Below are 25,227 nucleotides of genomic sequence, written 5' to 3' on the forward strand. Positions count from 1 at the left end.
AAGTGCCAATTGGCGGATTTGTGCAATCAGACCTTGCGCACGAATTCCGACTTCAGCTTCATGGCGCCGATGCCGTCGATCTTGCAGTCGATGTCGTGGTCGCCGTCGCACAGGCGGATGTTCTTGACCTTGGTGCCGACCTTGACCACCAGGGACGAGCCCTTGACCTTGAGGTCCTTGATCACGGTGACGGTGTCGCCGTCCTGCAGCACGTTACCGACCGAGTCCTTCTTCACCACATCGTCGCTGGCCGCTTCGGCTTCGCCGTTGGCCGACCACTCGTGGGCGCATTCGGGGCAGATCAGCTGAGTGCCATCCTCATAGGTGTATTCGGAATTGCATTTCGGACAGGCTGGCAGAGTGCTCACTTCAGTTCCTTAAACAGACAGGCGGTAAAGGCGCATATTGTATAAGGTTTTTTGCAAGATGTGTTTTCGTCTGCCCAAAAGCATCGCGGGACAAGCCCGCCCCCCAGGTGCCTCGTTGTGGCGGCCTGTGGGAGCGGGCTTGTCCCGCGAAGAGGGCGACGCGCTATCAGTGCGTGCGCGCTACGGCAAATTCACTCAGCTCGACCAGCGCATCCCGATACTCGCTGGCCGGCAGCACTTCCAGGCACTCGATGGCCTTGGCCACGTAGTCGCGAGCCAGCTGCGCGGTGTAGTCCAGCGCACCGGAGGCTTCCACCGCCTCGCGGATCTGCTCCAGGTCTTCCAGGCCACCCTTCTGGATCGCCTTGCGCACCAGCGCTGCCTGTTCAGGCGTGCCTTCGCGCATGGTGTAGATCAGCGGCAGGGTCGGCTTGCCTTCGGCCAGGTCGTCGCCGACGTTCTTGCCCAGGGTCTGCGAATCGCCCTTGTAGTCGAGCAGGTCGTCGACCAGCTGGAAGGCCACGCCCAGGTGGTCGCCGAAGGTGCGCAGGGCCTCGCGCTGTGCTTCGCTCGCCTGGGCCAGCGCGGCGGCGCTGTGGGTCGAGGCTTCGAACAGCATCGCGGTCTTGCCGCGGATGACGTCCATGTAGACTTCCTCGGTGGTGCTGGCATCGCGCACGCGCGACAGCTGCAGCACTTCGCCCTCGGCGATCACCCGGGTGGCCTTGGACAAGATCTGCATGACCGGCATCGAGCCCAGCTCGACCATCATTTCGAACGAGCGCGAATAAAGGAAGTCGCCCACCAGCACGCTCGGCGCGTTGCCCCACAGCGCGTTGGCGGTGGAGCGGCCACGGCGCATGCCGGACATGTCGACCACGTCGTCATGCAGCAGGGTGGCGGTGTGCAGGAATTCGATGGTCGCCGCCAGCAGGCGCAGGTCGTCGCCCTCGCGGCCCAGGGCCTTGCCGCAGAGCAGCACCAGCAGGGGACGCAGGCGCTTGCCGCCGGCCGAGGTGATATAGTCGCCGATCTTCGATACCAGCGGCACGCGCGAGGTCAGCTGCTTCTTGATGATCTCGTCGACGGCGCTGAAATCGTCAGCTACCGCGCGGTAGAAGGTTTGGGGTTGCATCGGCTGCTCCATTGAGGTTGCGCGGCATGCTAGGTCGCGGGTTCCGGTGTGTCAAGGCGCGCTGCCCGTGGGCCGGGGCCGGTACTTGCAAGGCCAGGCGCGGTTGCGTACAATCGCGCACCCTAACTTCCTGGGCAGCACCTGCCTTACGCAATTGCACCGGGCCGTTCCAGCCCCATGCAGCCATGCCAGCCAATACTCATCATATAAAGCGCTGGGTGAGCAGGATTATCGGAGAAATACCCATGTCTTACGCAGTAATCGTTACCGGCGGCAAGCAGTACAAAGTCGCTGAAGGTGAATTCCTCAAGATCGAAAAGCTGGAAGTCGCCACTGGCGAATCCGTGACTTTCGATCGCGTTCTGCTGGTTGCCAACGGTGAAGAAGTCACCATCGGCGCTCCAGTCGTCGCTGGCGCTAAAGTTGTTGCCGAAGTCGTTTCGCAAGGCCGTCACGATAAAGTACGCATCATCAAGTTCCGTCGCCGTAAGCACCACATGAAGCGTATGGGCCACCGCCAGTGGTTCACCGAGATCAAAATCACCGGCATCCAGGCTTAATCCCCTAGATCCCCTGAATTTATTTGGAGAATTGAACCATGGCTCACAAGAAGGCTGGTGGTAGTACCCGTAACGGTCGCGACTCAGAATCGAAACGCCTTGGCGTGAAGATGTATGGCAGCCAGGTCGTCAAGGCCGGCAACATCATCGTCCGTCAGCGCGGCACCCAGTTCCACGCCGGTTACGGCGTTGGCATGGGCAAGGATCACACCCTGTTCGCCAAGATCGAAGGCGTGATCAAGTTCGAGAAGAAAGGCGAGTTCAACCGCCGTTACGTGAGCATCGTCGCCGCTTAATCGCGACGTCGCTCCAGAAGCCCCGTCATGCGACGGGGCTTTTTCGTTTGTGGTGAGCCTCTTGCAAAGCTGTTTGTATGGGCTGCCGGCGTGGGTTTCTACGGTCGTACGGGGCCGCCGCGCTCATTTTTGCAAGAGCCTCAGGTTTTTTAGGTATTCAGCTCGTCGGTCGACGAGAGGCGGTTTTTGAATGAAGTTTGTTGACGAAGTATCCATTCGGGTCAAGGCCGGTGACGGCGGCAACGGTTGCATGAGCTTCCGTCGCGAGAAGTTCATCGAGAACGGTGGCCCCAACGGCGGCGACGGTGGTGATGGTGGTTCGGTGTACATGGTGGCCGACGAAAACCTCAACACCCTGGTCGACTACCGCTACACCCGTCACCACGAAGCCCAGCGCGGCTCCAACGGTGGCAGCACCGACTGCACCGGCAAGAAGGGTGAAGACCTGTTCCTGCGCGTGCCGGTCGGCACCACCGTGATCGACGCCTCGACCCAGGAAGTGATCGGTGACCTGGTCACCCCAGGCCAGAAGCTGATGGTCGCCCAAGGCGGCTGGCACGGCCTGGGCAACACCCGTTTCAAGTCCAGCACCAACCGTGCGCCGCGCCAGACCACCCCCGGCAAGCCAGGTGACCAGCGCGACCTGAAGATGGAGCTGAAGGTACTGGCCGACGTCGGCCTGCTCGGTTTGCCGAATGCCGGCAAGAGCACCTTCATCCGTTCGGTGTCGGCCGCCAAGCCGAAAGTCGCCGACTACCCGTTCACCACCCTGGTGCCGAACCTGGGCGTGGTCAGCGTCGACCGCTGGAAGAGCTTCGTCATCGCCGACATCCCCGGCCTGATCGAAGGCGCCTCCGACGGTGCCGGCCTGGGTATCCGCTTCCTCAAGCACCTGGCGCGTACCCGCGTGCTGCTGCACCTGGTCGACCTGGCGCCGCTCGATGGCAGCAGCCCGGCCGATGCCGCCGAGGTGATCATCAACGAGCTGACCCGCTTCAGCCCGTCGCTGACCGACCGCGAGCGCTGGCTGGTGCTGAACAAGGCCGACATGCTGATGGACGACGAGCGTGACGAGCGGGTCAAGGAAGTGGTCGAGCGCCTGCAGTGGGAAGGCCCGGTCTACGTGATCTCGGCCATCGCCAAGCAGGGCACCGAGCAGCTCAGCCACGACCTGATGCGCTACATCGAAGACCGCGCCGACCGCCTGGCCAACGACCCGGCCTACGCCGAGGAGCTGGCCGAGCTCGACCAGCGCATCGAAGACGAAGCCCGTGCCCAGCTGCAGGCCCTGGACGACGCGCGCACCCTGCGCCGTACCGGCGTCAAGAGCGTGCACGACATCGGCGACGACGATGCCTGGGACGATGATTTCGAGGACGACGAAGACGGCCCGGAAATCATTTACGTGCGCGACTGATCGGTTGCAGTACACTAAACGCCGCTCTTTGGAGCGGCGTTTTTGTATCTACGGTATCTACAGATTCGACATAGGTTGGAAGACAAGATGCGAAGCAAGGTGACTGGCGCCAAGCGCTGGGTCGTGAAGATCGGTAGTGCGCTGCTCACGGCGGATGGCAAGGGCCTCGACCGCGGCGCCATGGCCGTGTGGGTCGAGCAGATGGTCGCGCTGCGTGAGGCGGGCGTGGAGTTGGTGCTGGTCTCCTCCGGGGCCGTGGCAGCGGGCATGAGCCAGCTGGGCTGGAGCTCGCGACCGAGCGCGATGAACGAGCTGCAGGCGGCTGCCTCGATCGGCCAGATGCGCCTGGTGCAAGCCTGGGAGTCGAGCTTCGGCGAGCACGGCAAGCACACCGCGCAGATCCTCCTGACCCACGACGACCTGTCCGACCGCAAGCGTTACCTCAACGCCCGCAGCACCTTGCGTACCCTGGTCGACCTCGGCGTGGTGCCGGTGATCAACGAGAACGACACCGTAGTCACCGACGAGATCCGTTTCGGCGACAACGACACCCTGGCCGCGCTGGTGGCCAACCTGGTCGAAGCCGACCTGCTGGTGATCCTCACCGACCGCGACGGCATGTTCGACGCCGACCCGCGCAACAACCCCGAAGCCCAGCTGATCTACGAAGCCCGCGCCGACGACCCGTCGCTCGACGCCGTGGCCGGCGGTACCGGCGGCGCCCTGGGCCGTGGCGGCATGCAGACCAAGCTGCGCGCCGCGCGCCTGGCAGCCCGTTCCGGTGCCCACACCATCATCATCGGCGGGCGCATCGAGCGCGTGCTCGACCGCCTCAAGGCCGGCGAACGCCTGGGCACGCTGCTGTCGCCCGAGCGCGGCATGCTGGCGGCGCGCAAGCAGTGGCTGGCCGGCCACCTGCAAACCCGTGGCACCCTGGTGCTCGACGCCGGTGCAGTACAGGCGCTGCGTGCGGCCAACAAGAGCCTGCTGCCGGTCGGCGTGAAGACCGTGCAGGGCAGTTTCCGACGTGGCGAGATGGTGGTCTGCGTCGGCCCCGATGGCCTTGAAGTGGCCCGTGGCCTGGCCAACTACAGTGCGCTGGAAGCACAGAAGATCATTGGCCAGCCTTCCGATGCCATCGAGGCCCTGCTCGGCTACAGCGCAGAGCCGGAGCTGGTGCACCGCGACAACCTGGTGCTGGTATGAGCCTGTTCACGCGCGCGTTGGCGGTGCTGGCGCTGGCCTTGCCGCTGGTGGCCGGGGCCGAGGAAATCGGCCAGGTGTCCACCGTGTTCAAGTTCGTCGGGCCAAACGATCGCATCGTCGTCGAGGCGTTCGACGACCCCAAGGTCGAGGGTGTGACCTGCTACCTGTCGCGGGCCAAGACTGGCGGTGTGAAGGGTGGCCTGGGGCTGGCCGAGGACCGGGCGGAGGCGTCGATCGCCTGCCGTCAGGTGGGGCCGATCAGCTTCAAGGGGGACTTGAAGGACGGTGAGGAGGTGTTCAAGGAGCGCACCTCGCTGGTGTTCAAGACCATGCAGGTGGTGCGTTTTCTGGACAAGAAGCGCAATACGCTGGTGTACCTGGTGTATAGCGACCGCATGATCGAAGGCAGCCCGCAGAATGCGGTGACGGCGATTCCGATCCTGCCTTGGGCGCATTGATGCCCTAGGGGAGGCCTTTGGCCTCCTTTCGCGACACAAGGCCGCTCCTACAGGATTACGCATGCCCCTGTAGGAGCGGCCTTGTGTCGCGAAAGGGCCGCAAAGCGGCCCCGTTACACCGATCAGGCCAATTCCTCGGCCTCATCCTCACGCACGATCGCCTTCACCTCATCCAGCCGGCTGATGTACTTCCAGTCGGCCTCGTCGATGTAGATGCCATTCGGCCCGCTGCCACCTTCCAGATCGATCGCCACCCGCGCCGACACCTGCGGCTTCACGCTCGCCAGAATCGGCACGAAGCCCAGCTGCAGGCTGGTCTCCAGCAACGCCGCCTGGTTGCGTTCGTCGATGTCCGCCGCCTCGTCGAGGTAGTACGGCAGGCGAATGCGCCCGGCCAGGTCGCGGTCCATCAGGTGCAGCAACAGGTACATGTTGGTCAGCGCCTTGATGGTCATGGTGGTGCCGTTGGAGGCTGCACCGTCGATGTCGGCGTGGATCACCGGCTGGCTGTTGATCTTGGTGATCTCGAACGCCAGCTCGAACAGGTCCTTCAGGCCCAGCTGGTTGTGGTTGGCCGCCACCAGCCGTGCCAGGTATTCCTTGGCCTCTTCGTTCTTGTGGTCCTGCTCTGCGCTTTGCGTCAGGTCGAACACCGACAGGGTCTCGCCTTCCTCGTACTGGCCGGCGCTGTGGATGATCTGGTCGATGTGCTTGAGCGCGTCCTTGTTCGGCGCCAGCACCACGCGGAAGCTCTCCAGGTTCGATACCTGGCGCTTGTTGATCTCGCGGTTGAACAGGGCCAGCTGGTGCTCGAGGCTGTCGTAGTCGCTGCGGATGTTGCGCAAGGTCCGGGCGATGTCGGTGACTGCGGCGCGGCGCGCCTTGGCCAGGGTCAGGGCTTCGTCGGTGCGGTGCGCGTAGGCGTTCACCAGCAGCTGCAGGCGGCGCTCCATGTCGTCTTCGCTGTCGAACTTGGCCACGCCCTTGAGGCGCACCTGGGCGTACAGCGCCTCGATCTGGTTGTCGACGCGCTGCAGGCCCTGCCAGCTGTCCTGGTAGTCGTTGAGCAGCGGCAGCAGGTTGTCCATGGAGTCGTCGACCGCTTCCATGAACGGCGTGCCGAACGGCAGGTCGGCTGGCAGCAGCTGGCGGCGGCGCAGGGCGTCTTCCAGGGTGCGCTGCTTGGACTCCAGGTCGCCGATCTGGCGGCCGACCAGCTGCAGCTTGGCCGACAGCTGCTGGACGCGCTCGGTGAAGGCATCGCTGGAGCGCTTGAGCTCGTCCTGGGCGGCTTCGAGCTGCGCCAGTTGCTCGAGCTTCTCCGGCTCCTCGGCGGCCAGGGTTTCGCTGCGGCGGTAGTCTTCCAGGGCCTTCTGGGCGTCCAGCACCTGCTGGTACAGCGCCTCGGTCTGGGCCTTGGAGGCGTTGCGGTCGGCGGCAACCGACTGCTGCGTCTTGAGCTGCTTGAGCTCGCGCTCCAGGCGGTCCTTCTGGTCGCGCAGGGCCGCGCGGTCGGCCAGGGCCTGCAGGGCCGGTGGGTCGATGTGCGAGATGTCGATGGAGATGCCGGGGGCTTCGAAGCGCTCGCCCTTGAAGCCGTCGAGCACCGCTTCCAGGGATTTGACCCACAGGTCGCTGTCGTCCAGCTCGATGCCGCGCTCACCCAGCGGCAGGCTGAACAGCGCGCCGTTGAACAGGCGCATCAGGCGGTCGACGTCCTGCTGCGAGAACTCTTCGCGCAGGCGTGCGTAGCTGTTGTTGTCGGCGTGGTCGAGCTGCTGCTTGACCTGCTTGAGGCGTTTTTCCAGGTCGCGCACGCGCTCGTCGAGGTCTTCGGCGGAGAACTGGCGCGATTGGGCCAGGGCGCCGGCCAGCTCGTCGTGGGCGTCCTTGGCCGCCAGCAGTTGCTGCTCCAGGACCTTGACGTCATCGACCAGGGCGAAGCGGTGCTTGAGCACCGACAGCTCGCCCAGCCAGCGCTGGATGCCGGTGATTTCACGCTCCAGGCGCATCAGCTCCTGGGTGCCGCCGCGCTGGTCGTTTTGCAGGCGGTCCTGCTCGCCGCGGTAGTGCTCGGCCTGGATCACCAGCTCTTCCTTGCGCGCCATCGCGTATTCCTGCCAGGTGCCCAGCAGGTTGTCGAGCAATGGCGAAAGGCGGTGCAGCTTGCCGCGCAGGATGTCGCGCTGGGCCACGCCGCCGGCCAGGGCCTCGACCAACGGGCCGGCGGCGACCAGGGCGTTGTAGTCCTGTTCCATGCGGCGCACGTCGCGGAAGGCTTCTTCGCAAGCGGCGATGTAGTCGACGCTGCCCGAGCGCAGGCTGTGCTCGAAGGCATCGAGGAACAGCTGCTTGAGCTTGGCGGCGGTGATTTCGCGCATGTGCAGCAGGTTGATGAACAGTGCGCGGAAGGTTTTCAGGCTCTGCTCGCTGGTCGAGCGCAGCGGGATCATGGTCAGGTCCAGCGGCACCGAGGTGTGGCCGCCGACCAGCAGCCGGCGCAGCTCGTCCGGCTTGAGCTCGTAGGCTTTCAGGCCCAGGCGCTCGAGGTTGGTGAACAGCTCTTTCTGGCGCAGGCAGGTGTCGTTCTTCTGGTAGTGAGCCAGGTCCAGTTCACCTTTGTAGGCGAAGAACTGGTGGCCGAAACCGCCGCCCGGGCCGCGGCCGACCACGCCGATCACGTGCGGGCCGTGGGGCAGGTTCAGTTCGCAGAGGATGTACGAGGTGTCGCTGGCGAAGTAGAAGCGGCGCGACTGCTCCAGGCTGTACTTGCCGAAGCTCATGTCCGACATGCGCGCCAGGATCGGGAACTGCAGGGCGTTGATCGACGCCGATTTACCCAGGTTGTTGGCGCCGTAGACCGACAGCGGTTGTTCCAGGGGGAACAGGCCAAGGCTGTAGCCGGCGGTGTTGAGCAGTGCGAAGCGGCGGATGCCGTAGCGTTCCTGGCTCATGCATCAATCTCCTGTTGCTCTTCGCGGATGGCCCGGGCCAGGGCCTCTTCTTCGCTTTCCTCGGCCTCGAACGGGGTCAGGTCGAGCGGGTCGTCGGTGCGCGCCAGTTCCTCGGGGCTTTCTTCCTCGACCAGCACCGGGGTCGGCAGCGGCAGGTCGCTGTGCAGGCTGGCGGCCAGGTCGCGGTCCTGCTGCACCGACAGGCACACGTCGAGGAAGCGGTGCATCGGCGGCAGGAAGCGGTAGATGCCGCCTTCCTCATGGGCGAAGCCCAGCTGGGTCATGCGGCGCATGATCTTTTCTTCCAGCTCTTCGACGGTTTGCACCTCGGCCTGCAGGAACAGGTCGCGGTACTTGTCCAGCAGCGATGGCAACTCGTCGCGGCCGATGCTGCCGCCGTCGAGCACGGCCATCGGGTCGCGGCCCTGGTCGGCCAGGTGCTCGACCAGGATGAAGGTGAACAGCGACAGGCGCTGGGCAGTCTTGTTGACCTGGGCGGCGGCCTGCTCGGGGACGAAGTAGTAGAAGCCGCGGGTATCGCACACCAGCTCGAAGCCCAGGGCCTTGAACAGGGTGCGGTACTGGTCCTGGAAGTTCGACAGCTGGGCGTACATTTCCGGGTCGCGGCGGCTGACGTGGAAACCTTTGAACAGCTCGCGGAAGATCGGCGCGAGCTGGGACAGTTCGGAGAGATCAAGATGCATGGGCTGGGCTCGCGTTGGTTTCAGGTTGCGCTTGGCGGCTGGACGACAGGGCGAACGAGCGCAGGCTGACCAGGTGTTCGTGGGTGGTGTAGTCGCGACGGTCCAGGCGCTCGCGCTTGAAGCGCTTCTCCCGCGACAGGCGCGAGAACCAGTACAGCAGTTCGTCGGTGGCGCCTTCGGGCTCCTGCTCCAGCAGCCAGACCATCAGGTCGGGCAGCGGCAGGGCGTCTTCGCAGCGCTCGAGCATTTCCTTGACCGTGCGCGGCGCGCGCGGCAACGGGCCGCTGTGGGTCTTGTGGGCCTTGGGGAACTTGGCCGGTTTCGGCTCGAAGCGGGCCAGGGCGTAGACATACGCCTCGACCTGGCTGGCGCTGCCGAGGAAGGTGCTCTGCGGGCGGGTGAACAGCGGCATGGCGGCCTGGGGCACGGCATCGATGCCCTTGCGCCGGATCACCGACAGCGCCAGTGCGGCGCCGCGGGTCACGGCGTTGTGCCGGCGCGCTTCTTCACGCAGCGGCAGCAGCAGTTCGCGGGCGTGGCGCAGGGTCAGCTGGGCGCTGGTCTGCATCTCCAGGATGCGCGCGTGGGTGCGCAGCAGCATGTCGTCGTCGACCAGGTGGCCCAGGCGTGCCTGCTCGCCCAGCAGCTTGAGCAGCACGGTCTCGACCTTGCGCACGCCCTGTTCGAAGGCGCCGTCGGCGTTGACCAGCTGGATCATCGGCTCGACGTACTCGTCCCAGGTCGCCAGGACCTCGGCATAGCGCTGGCGCAGCGGGATCTGGCGGTTGCTGGTCTTGGCCCGTTCGGCCACGGCCACCAGCGCCTGCTCGTCGTTGTCGAGCTTCTTGAGCACGTCGCGCACGCGCATGTCGAGCAGGCGCAGCTGGCGGGCCAGGTCGTCGCTGTCGCGGTTGTCGAAGGCATCCTGGATGTGCCCGGCCAGGCGCTCCAGGTGGCGCAGGTAGGCCTCGATCTCCAGGCACAGGCCCAGGCGGTGCTCGCGGCGCAGGTAGGCGAGGAAGTCGTGGATCTGGGCGTTGAGCTCGAAACGGTTCGGGCTCTTGGCCACCGGCACCAGGATATCCAGGCGGATCCACACGTCGAGCAGCTGGGTGATGTCCTGCGGCGTGCTTTCCACTTGCTGGCGGCCCAGTTGCTGGCGCAGTTCGACCAGGCTCAGGGTGCCTTGGTCGAAGCGCTCGCACAGCGGCTCGATCAGGGCCCAGTGTTCGGCTAGGGCGCGCAGGACGCGCTTGGGTTCGATCATTGGCGTCTACTCGTTGCCAAGTAAAAAGGGGGCGATTGTACTGCATCCGGGGGGGAGGATTTCACCCCTTGGTCTGTAATGAGGGATAACCCTGATTTATCTGGGGGATTCACCGGCCCCATCGCCGGCAAGCCGGCTCCTACAGGTACACCACCGAGCCCTGTGGGAGCCGGCTTGCCGGCGATGGGGCCGGTGCAGGCAACAACTTTCTGCCGACCAGTTGCGGCGCTCGCTGGCCAACAGCGTTAGAATGCCCGACTGTTTGTTCCCCCCGGATACCCGTGCCTTGCTGACCGAGCCCCGCCGCCGCGCCTTCCTTTCCGCCATGCAAGTGGTGCATTGGCTGCCGCGCGCCGAACTGCCGTTCGCCGCACCGTCGCGCCCCGAGCTGCTGATGCCGCAGGTTCCGGTGGAAGAAGCCGAGTTCCAGAGCAGGCCAGCCGCCGCGCCAGCAAGCGAGGTGCCGGCCGCCCCTCAGGCGCGTTCCGTCGAACGCCCGAAAATCGAGATCCCACGCTCGGGCAGCACGCCCAAGCCGGTTGCCAAGCCCGTCGAGGCCGAGCCGCAGGCCCCCGCGCCACGCCCGGCGCCGGTGCCGCCGCCGCGTTTCTCGCTGCAACTGCTGCGCGCCGGCAGCTGCCTGCTGCTGGTGGAACTGGCCACCGGCCAGCCGTTCCAGAGCCGCGACCCGTCCTACCTGCTGCTCAAGGACATGCTGCGCGCCGCGGGCCTGCCGGATGCGCCGCAGATCATCGGCGAGCCGGTGCGCTGGCCGCTGCTGGTGCGCGGCAACATGGACCAGGGGCCGGATGCGGCGCGTGACTTCGTCCAGGGCTTCGTCCAGGCGCGCCTGGAAGAGGCCCCCTGCACCTGCCTGTGGCTGGTCGGCCTGCCGGCGCTGCGCTTCGCCGCCGGCGTCGACGACACGGCCTATTACCAAGCCCTGAAGCTCGACGGCCTGGGCGATGCCTGGGCGTTGCCGGGCCTTGAACTGTTGATGGACGAGCCGCAGCGCAAGGCGGACGTCTGGCAAGCGATGCGCCAGCTGATGGCGCGCTGGAAGAGCGTTGAATGAGTGACTCGATCAGTTTCCGCCCGATGACCGAGGCGGATCTGGATGCCGTGCTTAAGATCGAATATGCCGCGTTCAGCCACCCCTGGACCCGCGGCATCTTCCAGGATGCGCTCAAGTCCTACGAAGTGTGGTTGATGTTCGATGGCCAGCAGCAGGTGGGGCATGGGGTGATCAACGTGATCATCGACGAGGCGCACCTGCTCAATATCACCGTCAAGCCCGAGAACCAGGGCTGCGGCCTGGGCTTGCGCCTGCTCGAGCACCTGATGGCGCGGGCCTACCAGCTCAATGGCCGGGAGTGCTTCCTGGAAGTGCGGGCCAGCAACCAGTCGGCGTATCGGTTGTACGAGCGCTATGGCTTCAATGAAATTGGCCGGCGGCGGGATTACTACCCGGTGGCGGGCGGGCGCGAGGATGCGCTGGTTATGGCCTGCACCTTGCTCGAAGACTGATCTTCAATGGCCAATGCGGGCCTATCGCGGATAAATCCGCTCCTACAACCTATCTGTAGGAGCGGATTTATCCGCGATAGGGCCGGTACAGGCAATACCGATCAAAGCCCCTGCAACCCCTCGACCGGCTTGCGCAGATCCATCAGGCTTCTTTTCACGCCCCCGCTATTGCACTTGGCCGCCGCCTGCTCCGGCGTGTACTGGCGCACGGTGCGGAAGAACAGCTCGCAGGTCTGCTTCTTCTGCACCACCTGCCACTTGTCCGAGCACGCCTGCAGGGTCGAGCGGGCATCGGCCTGCTGATTACGCCCCATTCCCGCCTGCCAGCACGCCGCCGTCAGGTCCTGGCCCATCATCTTCAGCCCCGCCGCATCGGCCTCGTCCTGGTTGCCGCCGTGGCTGTCCTTGTCTGCCGCATACCAGATCGCGCTGGGGTGGTTCGCGCCCAGCACCGGAACCGTGGCGCCTGCTTGCGGGCTGATGCCGACCAGGCCCAGCACAGCCACCTGTGGCCCGTACTGCTGCTGGATCCAGCTGCGCACCGGAGCGCCGAAGGCCACCATCGGCAGGGGCTTGCTGGCGTCTTGCAGGGCCATTTCCCTGACCATGCGCAGCTGATAGTCCTTGAAGTAGCTGTAGGTGCCTTTCAGGGCGTCGCCTGCGCTGGCCGGTGCGGCGATCGGGGCGATGTCGATGATGGTCTGGTAGGCCGCTGTCTGGTTGGCTGGCACACCGTTGAAGGTCAGCAGCTCGGCCCAGCGGTCGGTGGTGTTGGAGCGCAGGTAGTCCTGGGCCTGGGTCAGCGAATAGTCGGGCGGGAAGTGCAGCAGTTCGATGCTGCGCCGGTTCTGCAGGGCCATGCCCAGCGGCAGGAACAGGTACCAGTCGTAGGCCCATTTGCCGTCCTTGTTCAGCTGGCTGGCGCCCTGGTAGGCCAGCTCGCCGCTGGCGAGCAGCTGGCGCAGCGGCTCGGCATAGCTGGCGGGCACCTGGCTGATGGTCGCGTGCAGCCGGTCACCCTGGCGGCTCACCTGCACCTGTGCGTTGGCGTGGCCATCGCGGCGCACGCTCTGGGTCAGGTAGTGCTCGACGGTCTGCTCCAGCGTCCAGTCGCGAAAGCAGATCACGTGGCAGTTGTTGGGGTAGGCGAACAGGCGGGTGACGCGCTGGCTGTCGCCCAGGTCGATGCGCGCATCTGCCAGGGCCACGCCGCTGAAGGCGAGGGCGGCCAGGCTCGGTAAGGCCATCTTGTGCATGCTTAACTCCTTGTCAGCAGCCGCCAGGGTTGGCGGCCGTGCTCATGGTGGAGCAGGGGGAGCAGGAATGAAACGTGCAAAAGGCGGTTTGATGGCGCTGGCGTTGCTGATGGGCACGGCCCAGGCCGATGAGCGTGACCTGTGGATGTTCGCCCAGTGGGCCGGGGACCATCAGACCCGGCCCTTTCGTGAAATGCTGGTGCAGGCCCGCCTGTATGGCGTGGTACCGATTCACCAGCTGCTGCGCTCGGCCTCGGACTGGAAGCTGTGCCGGGCTTCACCGTTTGCCGTGCCGCCGTCTGCCAACTGGCCGGCGGTGCGCTCGACGCTGGCGCTGCTCAAGGCCCTTGGCGAGCAAGGCATCCTGCGCCAGTTCGAGGTGGTGTCCGCCTACCGCGAACCCAGCCTCAACCGCTGCGCCGGCGGCGCCGTGGGCAGCGCCCATAGCCGTGCCTTCGCGGTCGATATGCTGCTGCCGGGCGGGGCCGACCCCAACCCGCTGTGCCGCTTCTGGCAGCAATACGGGCAGGCCTGGAACATGGGCCTGGGGCGTTACCCCACGGGGCGCATCCACATCGACACGGCCGGTTACCGCACCTGGGGCGGCGATGGCAACGCCGGTTCGTCGTTCTGCGTCAAACCCAGCTGAGCGAGGCAGGCCTGGCTTTCGCCGACCACCCAGTCGGCGAAGCGCTGGCGCTTGCCGCCATCGCCTAGCGGCTGCGGGCTGAGCAGGTGGTAGCTGGAGCCATCGCGCAGGAAGCCGAAGGGGGCGTGCAGCTGCCCGCTGTCGAGTTCGTCGCGCACCATCAGTGCCGAGGCGATGGCCAGGCCCAGGCCTGCGCTGGCGGCCTGCAGCGACAGGTAGAAGTGCTGGTAATCGCTGCGTTGGCTGCGGCGCAGCTGCTGCCCGCTCAGGCGCAGCCAGTCGGGCCAGGCGCTTGGGCGGGTGCTGCTGTGCAGCAGGCGCTGGCCTTCGAGCGGGGTGCCGCCATCGCGGCAAACCGGGCCGATCCATTCGTCGCAGACCTTGCGGCTGTGCATGCTGCCTGGCCAGTGGAAGTCATCGCGGCGCAGCGCCAGGTCGATACCGTTGCGCGCGAAGTCCACCGGGCCGCCGGCGGCCACCAGGTGCAGGTGCAAGTCTGGGTGTGCGGCGTGGAAGCGGGGCAGGCGCGGGATCAGCCAGCGCATGGCAATGGTCGGTTCGCAGGACAGCACCAGCACATTGTCGCGTTCCTGCTGCTGCAGGCGCTGCACGGCGCCTTCGAGTTGTTCGAAGATCGCCTGGGTGGTGCCATGCAGGGTGCGGCCGGCGGGGGTGAGGAACAGGGCGCGGTTGCGCCGCTCGAACAGCTCGATGCCCAGGCTTTCCTCGAGCAGGCGCACCTGGCGGCTGACTGCGCCGTGGGTGACGTGCAGGCGCTCGGCGGCGCGCACGAAGCTTTCGGTTTCGGCGGCGATGTCGAAGTAGCGCAAGGCGCTGAGTGGGGGCAGTTTCATAGGGGGCCTGTGTTGTCAGTGCGGGCCTCTTCGCGGGGCAATAAATATCTGTGAAAAAAACTAGCAGATCAGCGCCACTATATATCGATTTTCCAGAAATTATCCGCCCTCGATAATCAGCGCCTCTGTGCATTTTCATCGCCTATCGAGGACGCTTTCCCGTGACCGAACTACTCGCCGTAGCCCTATTCACCATCCTGGCCGTGATCAGCCCCGGCGCCGATTTCGCCATGGTCACCCGCAGCAGTTATGCCCAGGGCCGCAAGGCTGGCCTCGCGGCGGCAGTGGGCATAGCCCTGGGCGTGCAGGTGCACGTGCTGTACACGGTGCTGGGCATCGCCGTGATCATCAGCCAGAGCCCGGCGCTGTTCCTGGCCATGAAGGTGCTCGGCGCGGGCTACCTGATCTACCTGGGCTACCAGTCGCTCACCAACACCGCGCGCCTGAGCCTGGAGGGGCAGGCATCGGGGGCGAGCCTGCTGGCCGTGCTGCGCACCGGTTTCCTGACCAACGCACTGAACCCCAAGACCATGCTGTTCGTGATCAGCGCCTACACCCAGGTGGTGCAGCCGGGCGCGCCCCTGGCGCTGGATTTCGCCTATGGCGCGTTCATGTCGTTCGCTCACTGGGCGTGGTTCAGCCTGGTGGCGGTGTTCTTTTCGAGTGCGGGGCTGCGCAAGGCGATGATCGAGCGCCAACGGGTGGTCGACCGGGTGATCGGCGTGGCATTGATCGGGCTGGGCCTGGCCGTGGTGGTGGCCGGCGTGCGCTGAGGGGAGGGCGCTGAACTTTTCTTCAGGCAAAAGAAAAGGGCCTACCTTGCGGTAAGCCCTTTTCAAGTTTGGTGGCTACACAGGGACTTGAACCCCGGACCCCAGCATTATGAATGCTATGCTCTAACCAACTGAGCTATGTAGCCGATGGCGCGCATTATTCCCTTGTGATGACCCTGTGTCAACACTCATTTCAAAAAAAATTTACACGCTTTCAAAAACTTAGCCGCCAAGGCCGGTGCTAGCGCACGATCAGCCACTGGCCGAGCACGTCATACAGCTGCAGCTGCTGCGCGCCAGCCAGGGCCGCGAGGGTTTCGCCGGGGCGGTCGAGGTTGAAATCGCCACTCACGTGCCGGTAGGCCACTTGTTCATCCAGCAGCCACACGCGCCGGCCCTGGTAACTGGCCAGGCGTTCGATGACCTGGCCAAGCGGCATCTCGGCGGCGTGCAGTTGGCCTGAGCGCCAGGCGTCTGCAGCCTTTATATCGGCCTTCTGCACCGAGCCGATCCGCGCCTCGTTGAATGTCACCCGCTCGCCTGCGCCGAGCATGCGCTGGTCGGCGCCCTGAACGATCATCGCCTTGCCGTTGAACACCACCAGCTCGTCATGCCCGGCATGGCGCGCCACCATCAACCGGGTGCCGAACACCTGGATGCGCGCATCGTCCACCTGCACCTCCAGGGCGCGGCCGTCGAGCTTCACCTCCAGGTACACCTGGCCCTGCACCAGCTGCAGGTGCCGCGTGCGCCCGCGCAAATCCACATTCATCGCGCTGGCGCTGTCCAGGTGCAGGGTCGAGCCATCGGCCAGGCGCTGGCTGCGGCGCTCGCCGGCGTCGGTGTGCAGCTCGCTGCCCAGGCGCTGCATCAGCGGCCAGTACAGGTACGCCAGCGCTCCGAGCAGCAGCAGAAACAGCACGCCCAGCAGCAGGCCCAGGCGGCTGCGCTTCAGCACGACCAGCTGCGGCCGCGGCCGGGCAGGGGGCGCCTGCAGCTGCTGCCAGCAGGCTTCGAGCTCGGCATAGGCGTGGGCATTGAGCGGCGCCTGGCACCACTGGGCGAAGGCCTGGCGTTCGCGTTCATCGCAGCCGGGTTGGCGCAGGCGTGAAAACCATTCCAGAGCTTCCTGCTGGGGATCGGCCTGAATCTGCGTGGCGGGCATCGGGCTCATGGGTCGGTGTGCTCGCATAAGGGCGGTTTCGCCCAACGATTACGGGGGATGTCGAGCGAAGATGCTAATTATATTGAGAACCATTTACAAGTACGCGACGACAGAGGGATAAAAAAGGTAGCTATGTATCTATTTGTTTCCCGATAATCGGATCCCAACCCAGCGGACGGAATCCAAGCCCATGGCCATCAGCAGCACCCCCTCCGCCAGCACCGGTTCGGCGAGCCAAGCCAACCCGCTGGTGATGCGCATCATCGCCTTCTGCGCCCTGGCGCACCTGATCAACGACCTTATCCAGTCGGTGCTGCCGGCGATCTACCCGATGCTCAAGGCCAACTACAACCTGAGCTTCGCCCAGATCGGCCTGATTACCCTGACGTTCCAGGTCACCGCCTCGCTGCTGCAGCCCTGGGTCGGCTTCTTCACCGACCGCCGGCCGGCGCCGAACCTGCTGCCGCTGGGCACTTTGTGCACCCTGGTGGGCATCGTCATGCTGGCGTTCGTCGGCAGCTTCCCGATGATTCTCCTGGCGTCGGCGCTGGTGGGTATCGGTTCTTCGACCTTCCACCCGGAAACCTCGCGGATCGCGCGGCTGGCCTCGGGCGGGCGCTTTGGCCTGGCCCAGTCGACCTTCCAGGTGGGCGGCAATGCCGGCTCCGCGTTCGGCCCGCTGCTGGCGGCGGCCATCGTCATCCCCTTCGGCCAGACCCACGTGGCCTGGTTCGGCGTGGCCGGATTGCTGTTCTTCGCCGTGACCCTGATGCTGCGCCGCTGGTACAAGGAGCACCTCAACCAGGCCAAGGCCCGCAAGGCGGTGCAGGCCACCCATGGCATTTCCCGCCAGCGGGTGATCGCGGCCCTGATCGTGCTGGGCCTGCTGGTGTTCTCCAAGTACTTCTATATGGCCAGCTTCACCAGCTACTTCACCTTCTACCTGATCGAGAAGTTCGGCCTGTCGGTGGCCAGCTCGCAGCTGCACCTGTTCCTGTTCCTCGGCGCGGTGGCGGCCGGCACCTTCTTCGGCGGGCCGATCGGTGACCGCATCGGGCGCAAGGCGGTGATCTGGTTCTCGATCCTGGGGGTGGCGCCGTTCACCCTGGCGCTGCCCTATGCCGACCTGTTCTGGACCACCGTGCTCAGCGTGGTGATCGGCTTCATCCTGGCCTCGGCGTTTTCGGCGATCGTGGTGTATGCCCAGGAGCTGGTGCCGGGGAGTGTGGGGATGATTGCCGGGATCTTCTTCGGGCTGATGTTCGGCTTTGGCGGGATTGGCGCGGCGCTGCTGGGGTACCTGGCGGATTTGCGTGGTATCGAGTACGTGTATGGGCTGTGCTCGTTCTTGCCGTTGTTCGGGCTGTTGGCGGTGTTTTTGCCCAATACTGGCAAGCGCTGAAGAGGTTGGGGCTGCGTTGCAGCCCTTTCGCGACACAAGGCCGCTCCTACAGATAAGCGCGCGGCCCTGTAGGAGCGGCCTTGTGTCGCGAAAGGGCCGCAAAGCGGCCCCAACAATTGACGATCCAACCAGCCTTGGCCTAGAGTGCCGCCTCTTTTCCCCCCACCTGCGTAGTATCCAAGCAATGCGCCGTACCCAAAGCCTCCCCCATGCCCGCCAGCCTGCCCTCCAGGCCATGCGTCGCGCGTGGCCGAGCGACACGGTGCTCAAGCGTCGGCGCAGCGTGCTGTTTGCCTTCACCTTCTCGCCACACCTTGCCCTGAACTGACCGCGCCCCTGCGCCATCCGCCGTCCCGGCGTGCGCGTGGGCGCCTGTATTTGCGCGTCTTTTCGGTTTTTGCTTGGAGTGGTACATGAACATGCGTTTGCTGGCGGGCCTTCTGTTCGCCGTTTCGGTGGTTGGCTTCAGCCTGGGGGCCAGCCTGCCGCTGGTGTCGTTGCGCCTGCACGAAGCCGGTGCCGGCACCCTGGAAATCGGCATCATCTCAGCCATTCCCGCTGCCGGCATGATGCTCTCGGCATTCATGGTCGACAGCTGCTGCCGCCTGCTCACCCGGCGCACCATCTACCTGCTGTGCTTCAGCCTGTGCACGGTCAGCATCGCCCTGCTGGAATCGGCATTCGATTCGCTGTGGCTGCTGGCCGTGCTGCGCCTGGGGCTGGGCATCGGCATGGGCATCGCCATCATCCTCGGCGAGTCCTGGGTCAACGAACTGTGCCCCGACCACAACCGCGGCAAGATCATGGCGCTGTACGCCACCAGCTTCACCGGCTTCCAGGTGCTGGGCCCGGCGCTGCTGGCGCTGCTCGGCGCCGACAGCCCGTGGATCACCGGGGTGGTGACGGTGTGCTACGGCCTGGCCTTGCTGTGCATCCTGTTCACGGTGCCAAACGATCACGTCGAGCATGGCGATGAAGGCGAGAAGAGCTTCGGCCTGGCCGGGTTCTTCCGGGTGGCGCCGGCGCTGTGCGTGGCGGTGCTGTTTTTCTCGTTCTTCGATGCGGTGGTGCTGTCGCTGCTGCCGGTGTATGCCACCAGCCATGGCTTTGCCGTGGGTGTGGCGGCGCTGATGGTGACCGTGGTGTTCGCCGGTGACATGGTCTTCCAGCTGCCCCTGGGCTGGCTGGCCGACCGGGTCGAGCGCACCGGGCTGCACCTGGTGTGCGGGCTGGTGGCGATGGCGATCGGCATCGCCTTGCCCTGGCTGCTGGACATGACCTGGCTGCTGTGGCCGTTGCTGGTGGTGCTGGGCGCGGTGGCGGGGGGCATCTATACCCTGGCGCTGGTGTTGATCGGGCAGCGCTTCAAGGGCCAGGACCTGGTCACGGCCAATGCCAGCGTCGGCCTGCTGTGGGGTGTCGGCAGCCTGATCGGGCCGCTGCTCAGCGGCGCGGCGATGGATGTGGCGCCACACGGGCTGCCGATGGCGCTGGCGATCATGGCCGGGCTGTTCGTGTGCTTTGCCCGGCAGTCGTACCGCCGGGCGGGCAGGCTGCGCGCCGTGACGGACTGAAGCGGTAGCCACTTTCTTCAGCTTCGGGGCAATGGCGCAGGATTGTTGCGAGCAACGGCACTCTTCTGTTGGCCACAAGCCGCGTAGAATCCACCGCCTGATCGAAATGTAAAGAGGAACATTCGATGAGGCGTTTCTGCCTTGCCCGTTTTTACCTGGGTGTCATGACCCTGATGCTGGCATTGGCCAGCCCGGCCTGGTCGGCACCCGCCACCCCGGTGTCCACCCTGGCCGCAGCCGAACTGCCGATGCTGGAGGAGGATGCCAGCTACGCGCAGCTCAACGACCGGCTCGACCAGATTCGCCAGGGCGTGACCAGCAATGCCAACGACGACCTGTTGTCGCAGTTGCGCCTGGGCGCCATGCAGGTCCAGCGCCAGGCAGATGCCTTGAGCACTTTGCGTGCCGCCGATGTGCAGAAGCTCGACGACAAGCTCAAGGTCATCGGCCCGCCGCAACCGGACGAGGCGCAGAGCCTGACCTTGCAGCGCAAGGAGCTCGAAGCCGAGAAGAAAGCGCTGCTCGCCGAGCAGGAGCAGGCCGCCAAGCTGACCCAGTCGGCCCGCGACCTGTCCACGCAGATCGTCAACCTGCGCCGCAGCCAGTTCAACTCCCAGGTCACCAGCCGCGCCACCAGCCCGCTGACCCCGGCCTTCTGGAAGTCGTTGATCCGCCCCACCGACGATGACGTCATGCGCCTGCGCGACCTGCGCGGCGAGGCCGCCGCCGCCGTGGCCAGCGCCTTGAGCCCCGAGCACCGCTGGTTCTTCATCACCAGCCTGGTGGCGGCGATTTTGGTCTGGACCCTGGTGCGCCGCGTGCTCGAACGCCTGCTCGCCGACGCCATGGTGCGCTGGCTGCCTGAAGGCCGCCTGCGCCGCAGCGCGCTGGCGCTGAGCGTGAGCCTGGCCACCCTGGGCACCATCGCCGGCTCCGTGTCGTTGTTGCGCTGGGGCCTGGAAAGCAGCTCCGAGCTGGGCTCCGATGTCGCCAGCCTGACCAACCACATCCTTGCCCTGGTGGTGTTCAGCGCCTTCATCTCGGGCCTGGGCCGCGCCATGTTGATGCTGCAGCGCCCGTCGTGGCGCCTGCCGCCGATCGCCGACGAAGTGGCCAGCGCCCTTGGCTGGTTCCCCAAGATACTGGCCCTGGCGCTGATGGTGATGTTGACCATGGAGCGCATCAACAGCGTGATCGGCACCAGCCTTGCGCTGACCGTGGCCACCAACGGCCTGACCGCGCTGGTGGTGGTGGTGATCTTTTCGGCGGCGCTGGTGCGCTACCGCCGCACCCGGCGCATCCACCAACTGGAGCGCGCCACCGGCCTGGCCGGGTTGCTGCCGTTCGTGCTGGTGGTGTGGGTCGCGCTGATCACCCTGGCCTTGCTGGCCGGCTACCTGACCCTGGCGTATTTCCTCGCGGCCAAGCTGTTGTGGATCAGCGTGGTGGCCACCTGCGCCTACCTGTTGACCACCTTCCTCGGCGACCTGTGCGAGACGTTGCTGTCGCCCCGCCAGCCTGGCGGCCTGGCGCTGGCCTCGACCTTGGGCCTGGCACCGCGCCATCAGGCGCAGGCCAGCACCATCCTCAGTGGCATCGCCCGCACCGTGCTGTTGCTGCTGGCCCTGCTGCTGGCGCTGATGCCTTCGGGCACCAGCCCCAGCGAGCTGTTGCTGAGCCTGGGCGATTGGGACGGCACCGGTGGCAAGCTGCTCGGCAACCTGAACATCGTGCCTCAGGACATCCTGCTGGCCATGGCGATCTTCTTCGGCGGCCTGTTCGCCATTCGCGTGATCAAGCGCTGGCTGAGCGAACGCCTGCTGCCCGATACCGACATGGACGCCGGCATGCGCGCCTCGCTGGTGACCCTGGTGGGTTACCTGGGCTTCCTGTTCCTGGCCATGCTGGTGATGTCGACCCTGCACATCAACCTCACCAGCCTGACCTGGGTGGTCAGTGCGTTGTCGGTGGGTATCGGTTTCGGCTTGCAGCAGATCGTGCAGAACTTCATTTCCGGCCTGATCCTGCTCACCGAGCGCCCGGTGAAGGTGGGCGACTGGGTGAGCCTGGCCGGCGTCGAGGGCGACATCCGCCGGATCAACGTGCGCGCCACCGAGATCCAGATGTCCGACCGCTCCACGGTGATCGTGCCCAACTCGCAGTTCATCTCGCAGAACGTGCGCAACGTGACCATGGGCAATGCCCTGGGCGTGGTCGGCATTACCCTGACCCTGCCCCTGGAGACCGATGCCAACCGCGTGCGCGAGGTGTTGCTCAAGGCGTACCACGAGCACGAGGCGGTGCTCGATGCGCCATCGCCGTCGGTCACCTTCAAGGACCTGACCAGCAATGGCATGGTGATAGGGGTGAGTGGTTACGTGGCGTCGCCGCGGCAGGTGTCGGGGGCGCGCAGCGACTTGCTGTTCACCATCCTCGGGCAGTTGCGCGACGAGGGCATTGCCTTGTCTTCGCCGCAGAGCATGGTGCTGGTGCAGGAAGGGGCGCGGCCGGCTGACGAGACGGCGTGATGTTCATCGCCGGCAAGCCGGCTCCCACAGGTATGCCACAGCGCCCAAGGCATGTGGTACCCCTGTGGGAGCCGGCTTGCCGGCGATAGGCTCGCTGCGGTCGTCAGCCCAGGCAGCGCGTCACATGCTTCACCGACAGATACCCCGACAACCCCCAAGGCCCAAGTTCACGCCCGATCCCGCTGCCCTTGGTGCCGCCCCAGGACGTTTCGACGAACACCGCCTGCACCGAGTTGATCCACACATGGCCCACTTCCAGCGCATCGGCCACGCGCTCGGCGCGTGCCAGGTCTGCCGAGCAGACGGTGGCCACCAGGCCGAAGCGGCTGTCGTTGGCCTCGGCAATCGCCTGCTCTTCGCTGGCGAAGCGCCGTGCGCACAGCACCGGGCCGAAGATTTCCTCGCTCCACAGGCGACTTTGCTTGGGTACGTCGGCATATAGCGTGGGGCTGACGAACCAGCCATCACAGTCCAGCGCCTTGCCGCCGGCCAGGCACTGCAGGCCTTCTTCGCGGGCGGTGGCGAAGTAGCTGGCCACCTTCAGCCATTGCGCCTGGCTGGTCAGCGGCCCCATGTCCACTTCTTCGCTCAGCGGGTTGCCCACGCGCAGTTTTTCCATTGCCTGTTGCAGGCGCGGCAGCAGGGCATCGGCGATGCCGTCCTGCACCAGCAGGCGCGAGGTGGCCGAGCACATCTGCCCGGCGTTCCAGGTGATGCCGGCGACGATCCATTCCACCGCCTGGTCGACGTCGCAGTCATCGAACACCACGATCGCCGACTTGCCGCCCAGCTCAAGGGTCACCGGCCGGCACTGCGCCGAAGCGCTGCGCATCACCTGGCTGCCGACACTGTTGCTGCCGGTGAACGACAGCTTGTCCAGGCCGTTGTGGCTGCTCAGGGCGGCGCCGGTTTCGGCCTTGCCGTTGACGATGTTCAGCACGCCGGCCGGCAGGCCCAGGGTATCGGCGATCTGGCCGTAGGCCTGCTCGATCAGCGGGGTGACTTCCGAGGGCTTGAGCACCACGGTGCAGCCTGCGGCCAGGGCCGGGGCGAGCTTCCAGGCGCTGGTCACCAGGGGGAAGTTCCACGGCACGATCAGGCCGACCACGCCCACCGGCTCCAGGCGCGTGCGGGCGGTGAAGCCGGGGGCGGCCAGGGGCACCTCGCGATTCTTTTCCGGCAACTGCTCGGCCAGTTGCGCGTAGTAGGCGAAGGTGGCAATGGCGTCGTCCAGGTCGATTTCAGCCTCGTGGCGCGGCTTGCCGTTGTTGCGCATCTGCAAGGCGATCAGCGCTTCGCGGCGTTGGCCGAGCTGCTCGGCAAAGCCACGCAGAAACGCCGCGCGGGTGCCGGCGCTGAGGGCTTTCCAGGAGGGCAGGGCATCGCGGGCTGCGGCAACGGCCTGGTCCACCTGGGCGACGCTGGCGGCCATCATTTCGGCAAACGGCACGCCCAGGGCCGGGTCATGCACGGTGATGCAGTCGCTGCCCTGGCCTTCGACCCAGCGGCCAGCGATGTAGTGGGAAGTGGTCATGGTCAGATTCCAGTCAGGCCATTTCGGCAGTGGTCACGGGCATGTGCCGGGTGCTTTTGCTGCGCACCCAGCGCGGGCCATTGGGGCCGTACACGCCAGCAGGTTCAGGGAACAGGTTGAGCAGCAGCAGGTACAGCACGCAGGCGATGCCCAGGGTGACCGGCAGGCTCAGGTCGATGCCGCCGGCCAGGTCGCCCAATGGGCCGACGAACTGCCCCGGCAGGTTGACGAAGCACAGGCCGACCGCCGCGCTGGGGATCCACGCCCCCATGCCGCGCCAGTTCCAGCCATGCAGGAACCAGTAGTGGCCGCCGCGCTGGCCGCGGGTGAATACCTGCAGGTCGTCGGCGTGGTAGAAGCCGCGGCGGGTGATCAGGCCGAGGATCATGATCACCATCCACGGGCTGGTGCAGGTGATGATCAGCACGGCGAAGGTCGACACGCTCTGCACCAGGTTGAAGGTGAAGCGGCCGACGAAGATGAAACCGATGGCCAGCACACCGATCAGCAAGGTGGCGCCGGCGCGGCTGAGCAGGCGCGGGAACACGCTGGACATGTCCAGGCCGGTGCCGTACAGCGCGGTGGTGCCGGTGGACATGCCGCCGATCACCGCAATCAGGCACACCGGCAGGAAGAACCAGCTCGGCGCCACGGCCAGCAGGCCGCCGACGTAGTTGTTGGCGGCGATGTAGTCCGGAGCCTGGCTGGCCACCAGGGTGGCGGTGCACAGGCCGAACAGGAACGGGATCAGCGTGGCGCCCTGGGCGGCGATCACCGCCAGCATGATGCGCGCCTTGGGGGTCTGGCGCGGGATGTAGCGCGACCAGTCGCCAAGGAAGGCGCCGAACGACACCGGGTTGCTCATGGCCAGGATCGCTGCGCCGACGAAAGCGGCCCAGAAACCGGCCTGGCCGAGGTTGACGGTACCGGCGTAGCCGGCGTCGAACGGCCCGGCGAAGGCGACGATACCCAATAGGAACAGCAGGCTCGATGCCCACACGGCGATCTTGTTGACCCACAGCATGAAGCGGAAGCCAAAGATGCACACCACCAGCACCAGCACGGCGAACAGGCCGTAGGCCAGGCCCAGGGTCAGGTCGCTTTCCGGCAGCCCGGCCAGGCGCTTGGCGCCCCCGACCAGGGCATCGCCAGAGCTCCACACCGACAGCGAAAAGAACGCCACGGCAGTCAGCAGCGACAGGAACGAGCCGACGATGCGCCCGTGCACGCCGAAGTGGGCGCCGGACGACACGGCGTTGTTGGTGCCGTTGAGCGCCCCGAACAGGCCCATGGGCGCAAGGATCAGCGCGCCCACGCCGACCCCGAGCAGGATCGCCCAGACCCCGGCCTGGAACGACAGCCCGAACAAGACCGGGAAGCTCCCCAGCACGGCGGTGGCGAAGGTGTTGGCGCCGCCGAAGATCAGGCGGAACAGGTCAAGCGGGGAGGCGTCGCGTTGATCGTCGGGGATCTGTTCGACGCCATTGGTCTCGATACCGGTCGAGTGGCTCATGGTGATGCTCCAGCGCGTTAGTTGTAGGCCGGTGCGGTGCACGGGCCCTATTGTGGGTGCGTTGGCAGGGCGGCAAGGCCGCGTAGA

General features: G+C 65.9%; 23 protein-coding genes and 1 tRNA gene. 13 read left to right on the top strand and 11 right to left on the bottom strand.

Annotated features, from left to right (window positions below; genetic code table 11):
- Positions 1-26: 26 nt before the first annotated feature.
- A complete protein-coding gene (locus ACIPG5_RS10995; RefSeq protein ID WP_008092017.1) occupies positions 27-368 on the bottom strand; it encodes a zinc ribbon domain-containing protein YjdM in 342 nt (113 codons plus the stop codon).
- A 166-nt stretch (positions 369-534) separates the two neighbouring features.
- Complete coding sequence (locus tag ACIPG5_RS11000; protein WP_176512200.1) at positions 535-1,503, bottom strand: polyprenyl synthetase family protein; 969 nt, start codon at positions 1,501-1,503, stop codon at positions 535-537.
- A gap of 245 nt (positions 1,504-1,748) precedes the next feature.
- Between ACIPG5_RS11000 and rplU the strand changes: the two genes are divergently transcribed.
- From rplU to ACIPG5_RS11025, 5 genes are all read left to right on the top strand, one after another.
- Positions 1,749-2,063, top strand: a complete 315-nt coding sequence (rplU, locus tag ACIPG5_RS11005) for a 50S ribosomal protein L21 (protein WP_003247466.1) — start codon at positions 1,749-1,751, stop codon at positions 2,061-2,063.
- A 38-nt stretch (positions 2,064-2,101) separates the two neighbouring features.
- A complete protein-coding gene (rpmA, locus tag ACIPG5_RS11010) occupies positions 2,102-2,359 on the top strand; it encodes a 50S ribosomal protein L27 (RefSeq protein ID WP_008092023.1) in 258 nt (85 codons plus the stop codon).
- 190 nt (positions 2,360-2,549) lie between these two features.
- The gene (cgtA, locus tag ACIPG5_RS11015) at positions 2,550-3,776 is read left to right on the top strand and encodes an Obg family GTPase CgtA (RefSeq protein WP_016392849.1); all 1,227 of its coding nucleotides are present in this window, start codon (positions 2,550-2,552) and stop codon (positions 3,774-3,776) included.
- Between the two features lie 87 nt (positions 3,777-3,863).
- Positions 3,864-4,982, top strand: coding sequence for a glutamate 5-kinase (gene proB, locus ACIPG5_RS11020; RefSeq protein ID WP_176512199.1), 1,119 nt, complete (start codon positions 3,864-3,866; stop codon positions 4,980-4,982).
- Complete coding sequence (locus ACIPG5_RS11025; protein WP_314616211.1) at positions 4,979-5,440, top strand: CreA family protein; 462 nt, start codon at positions 4,979-4,981, stop codon at positions 5,438-5,440. Before proB ends, ACIPG5_RS11025 begins: the two co-directional genes overlap by 4 nt.
- Positions 5,441-5,562: 122 nt before the next feature.
- On the opposite strand, the gene mksF is transcribed toward ACIPG5_RS11025, so the two are convergent.
- The 3 genes from mksF to mksB are packed head-to-tail and all read right to left on the bottom strand — an operon-like array spanning position 5,563 to position 10,365.
- Positions 5,563-8,394: an Mks condensin complex protein MksF gene (gene mksF / locus ACIPG5_RS11030; protein WP_401374929.1), complete on the bottom strand. Its 2,832-nt coding sequence runs from the start codon at positions 8,392-8,394 to the stop codon at positions 5,563-5,565.
- Positions 8,391-9,098 (bottom strand): Mks condensin complex protein MksE, encoded by a 708-nt coding sequence (gene mksE, locus ACIPG5_RS11035; RefSeq protein WP_176512196.1) that lies wholly within the window; start codon positions 9,096-9,098, stop codon positions 8,391-8,393. Before mksE ends, mksF begins: the two co-directional genes overlap by 4 nt.
- Positions 9,088-10,365, bottom strand: coding sequence for an Mks condensin complex protein MksB (gene mksB / locus ACIPG5_RS11040; RefSeq protein WP_401374932.1), 1,278 nt, complete (start codon positions 10,363-10,365; stop codon positions 9,088-9,090). The genes mksE and mksB overlap by 11 nt, the downstream gene beginning before the upstream one ends.
- A 286-nt stretch (positions 10,366-10,651) precedes the next feature.
- Between mksB and ACIPG5_RS11045 the strand changes: the two genes are divergently transcribed.
- Both ACIPG5_RS11045 and rimI read left to right on the top strand, forming a co-directional pair.
- Positions 10,652-11,440 (top strand): energy transducer TonB, encoded by a 789-nt coding sequence (locus ACIPG5_RS11045; RefSeq protein ID WP_401375205.1) that lies wholly within the window; start codon positions 10,652-10,654, stop codon positions 11,438-11,440.
- A complete protein-coding gene (rimI, locus tag ACIPG5_RS11050) occupies positions 11,437-11,892 on the top strand; it encodes a ribosomal protein S18-alanine N-acetyltransferase (RefSeq protein ID WP_025337640.1) in 456 nt (151 codons plus the stop codon). The genes ACIPG5_RS11045 and rimI overlap by 4 nt, the downstream gene beginning before the upstream one ends.
- 101 nt (positions 11,893-11,993) lie before the next feature.
- Here the strand turns inward: rimI and ACIPG5_RS11055 are convergent, their stop codons facing one another.
- Positions 11,994-13,148 (bottom strand): hypothetical protein, encoded by a 1,155-nt coding sequence (locus ACIPG5_RS11055; RefSeq protein ID WP_401374935.1) that lies wholly within the window; start codon positions 13,146-13,148, stop codon positions 11,994-11,996.
- 67 nt (positions 13,149-13,215) lie between these two features.
- On the opposite strand from ACIPG5_RS11055, the gene ACIPG5_RS11060 reads away from it, so the two are divergent.
- Entirely contained in the window at positions 13,216-13,797 is a 582-nt protein-coding gene (locus ACIPG5_RS11060) for a D-Ala-D-Ala carboxypeptidase family metallohydrolase (protein WP_401374938.1), read from the top strand.
- On the opposite strand, the gene ACIPG5_RS11065 is transcribed toward ACIPG5_RS11060, so the two are convergent.
- Positions 13,737-14,651 (bottom strand): LysR substrate-binding domain-containing protein, encoded by a 915-nt coding sequence (locus ACIPG5_RS11065; protein WP_401374941.1) that lies wholly within the window; start codon positions 14,649-14,651, stop codon positions 13,737-13,739. The two genes, ACIPG5_RS11060 and ACIPG5_RS11065, sit on opposite strands and share 61 nt — an antisense overlap.
- Positions 14,652-14,812: 161 nt before the next feature.
- Between ACIPG5_RS11065 and ACIPG5_RS11070 the strand changes: the two genes are divergently transcribed.
- Positions 14,813-15,424, top strand: coding sequence for a LysE family translocator (locus ACIPG5_RS11070; protein ID WP_176512191.1), 612 nt, complete (start codon positions 14,813-14,815; stop codon positions 15,422-15,424).
- Between the two features lie 69 nt (positions 15,425-15,493).
- Here ACIPG5_RS11070 and ACIPG5_RS11075 read toward each other — a convergent pair.
- A tRNA-Met gene (locus ACIPG5_RS11075) sits at positions 15,494-15,570 on the bottom strand.
- 95 nt (positions 15,571-15,665) lie between these two features.
- Positions 15,666-16,598 (bottom strand): FecR family protein, encoded by a 933-nt coding sequence (locus ACIPG5_RS11080; protein ID WP_401374944.1) that lies wholly within the window; start codon positions 16,596-16,598, stop codon positions 15,666-15,668.
- Between the two features lie 181 nt (positions 16,599-16,779).
- Between ACIPG5_RS11080 and ACIPG5_RS11085 the strand changes: the two genes are divergently transcribed.
- From ACIPG5_RS11085 to ACIPG5_RS11100, 4 genes are all read left to right on the top strand, one after another.
- The gene (locus ACIPG5_RS11085; RefSeq protein WP_176512189.1) at positions 16,780-17,991 is read left to right on the top strand and encodes an MFS transporter; all 1,212 of its coding nucleotides are present in this window, start codon (positions 16,780-16,782) and stop codon (positions 17,989-17,991) included.
- A 184-nt stretch (positions 17,992-18,175) separates the two neighbouring features.
- Positions 18,176-18,319 (top strand): hypothetical protein, encoded by a 144-nt coding sequence (locus ACIPG5_RS11090; RefSeq protein ID WP_176512188.1) that lies wholly within the window; start codon positions 18,176-18,178, stop codon positions 18,317-18,319.
- An 85-nt stretch (positions 18,320-18,404) separates the two neighbouring features.
- Positions 18,405-19,565 carry an MFS transporter gene (locus tag ACIPG5_RS11095; protein ID WP_176512187.1) on the top strand — a complete coding sequence of 387 codons (1,161 nt, stop codon included), beginning with the start codon at positions 18,405-18,407 and terminating at the stop codon, positions 19,563-19,565.
- Between the two features lie 125 nt (positions 19,566-19,690).
- A complete protein-coding gene (locus tag ACIPG5_RS11100) occupies positions 19,691-22,093 on the top strand; it encodes a DUF3772 domain-containing protein (protein WP_401374949.1) in 2,403 nt (800 codons plus the stop codon).
- A 103-nt stretch (positions 22,094-22,196) separates the two neighbouring features.
- Here ACIPG5_RS11100 and ACIPG5_RS11105 read toward each other — a convergent pair whose 3' ends face one another.
- Both ACIPG5_RS11105 and ACIPG5_RS11110 read right to left on the bottom strand, forming a co-directional pair.
- Positions 22,197-23,627: an aldehyde dehydrogenase family protein gene (locus tag ACIPG5_RS11105; RefSeq protein ID WP_401374951.1), complete on the bottom strand. Its 1,431-nt coding sequence runs from the start codon at positions 23,625-23,627 to the stop codon at positions 22,197-22,199.
- A gap of 13 nt (positions 23,628-23,640) precedes the next feature.
- Entirely contained in the window at positions 23,641-25,140 is a 1,500-nt protein-coding gene (locus tag ACIPG5_RS11110; RefSeq protein ID WP_176512184.1) for a cytosine permease, read from the bottom strand.
- Between the last annotated feature and the right edge of the window lie 87 nt (positions 25,141-25,227).

Source organism: Pseudomonas sp. NPDC087029, from assembly GCF_044745345.1.
GTDB lineage: Bacteria > Pseudomonadota > Gammaproteobacteria > Pseudomonadales > Pseudomonadaceae > Aquipseudomonas > Aquipseudomonas faucium.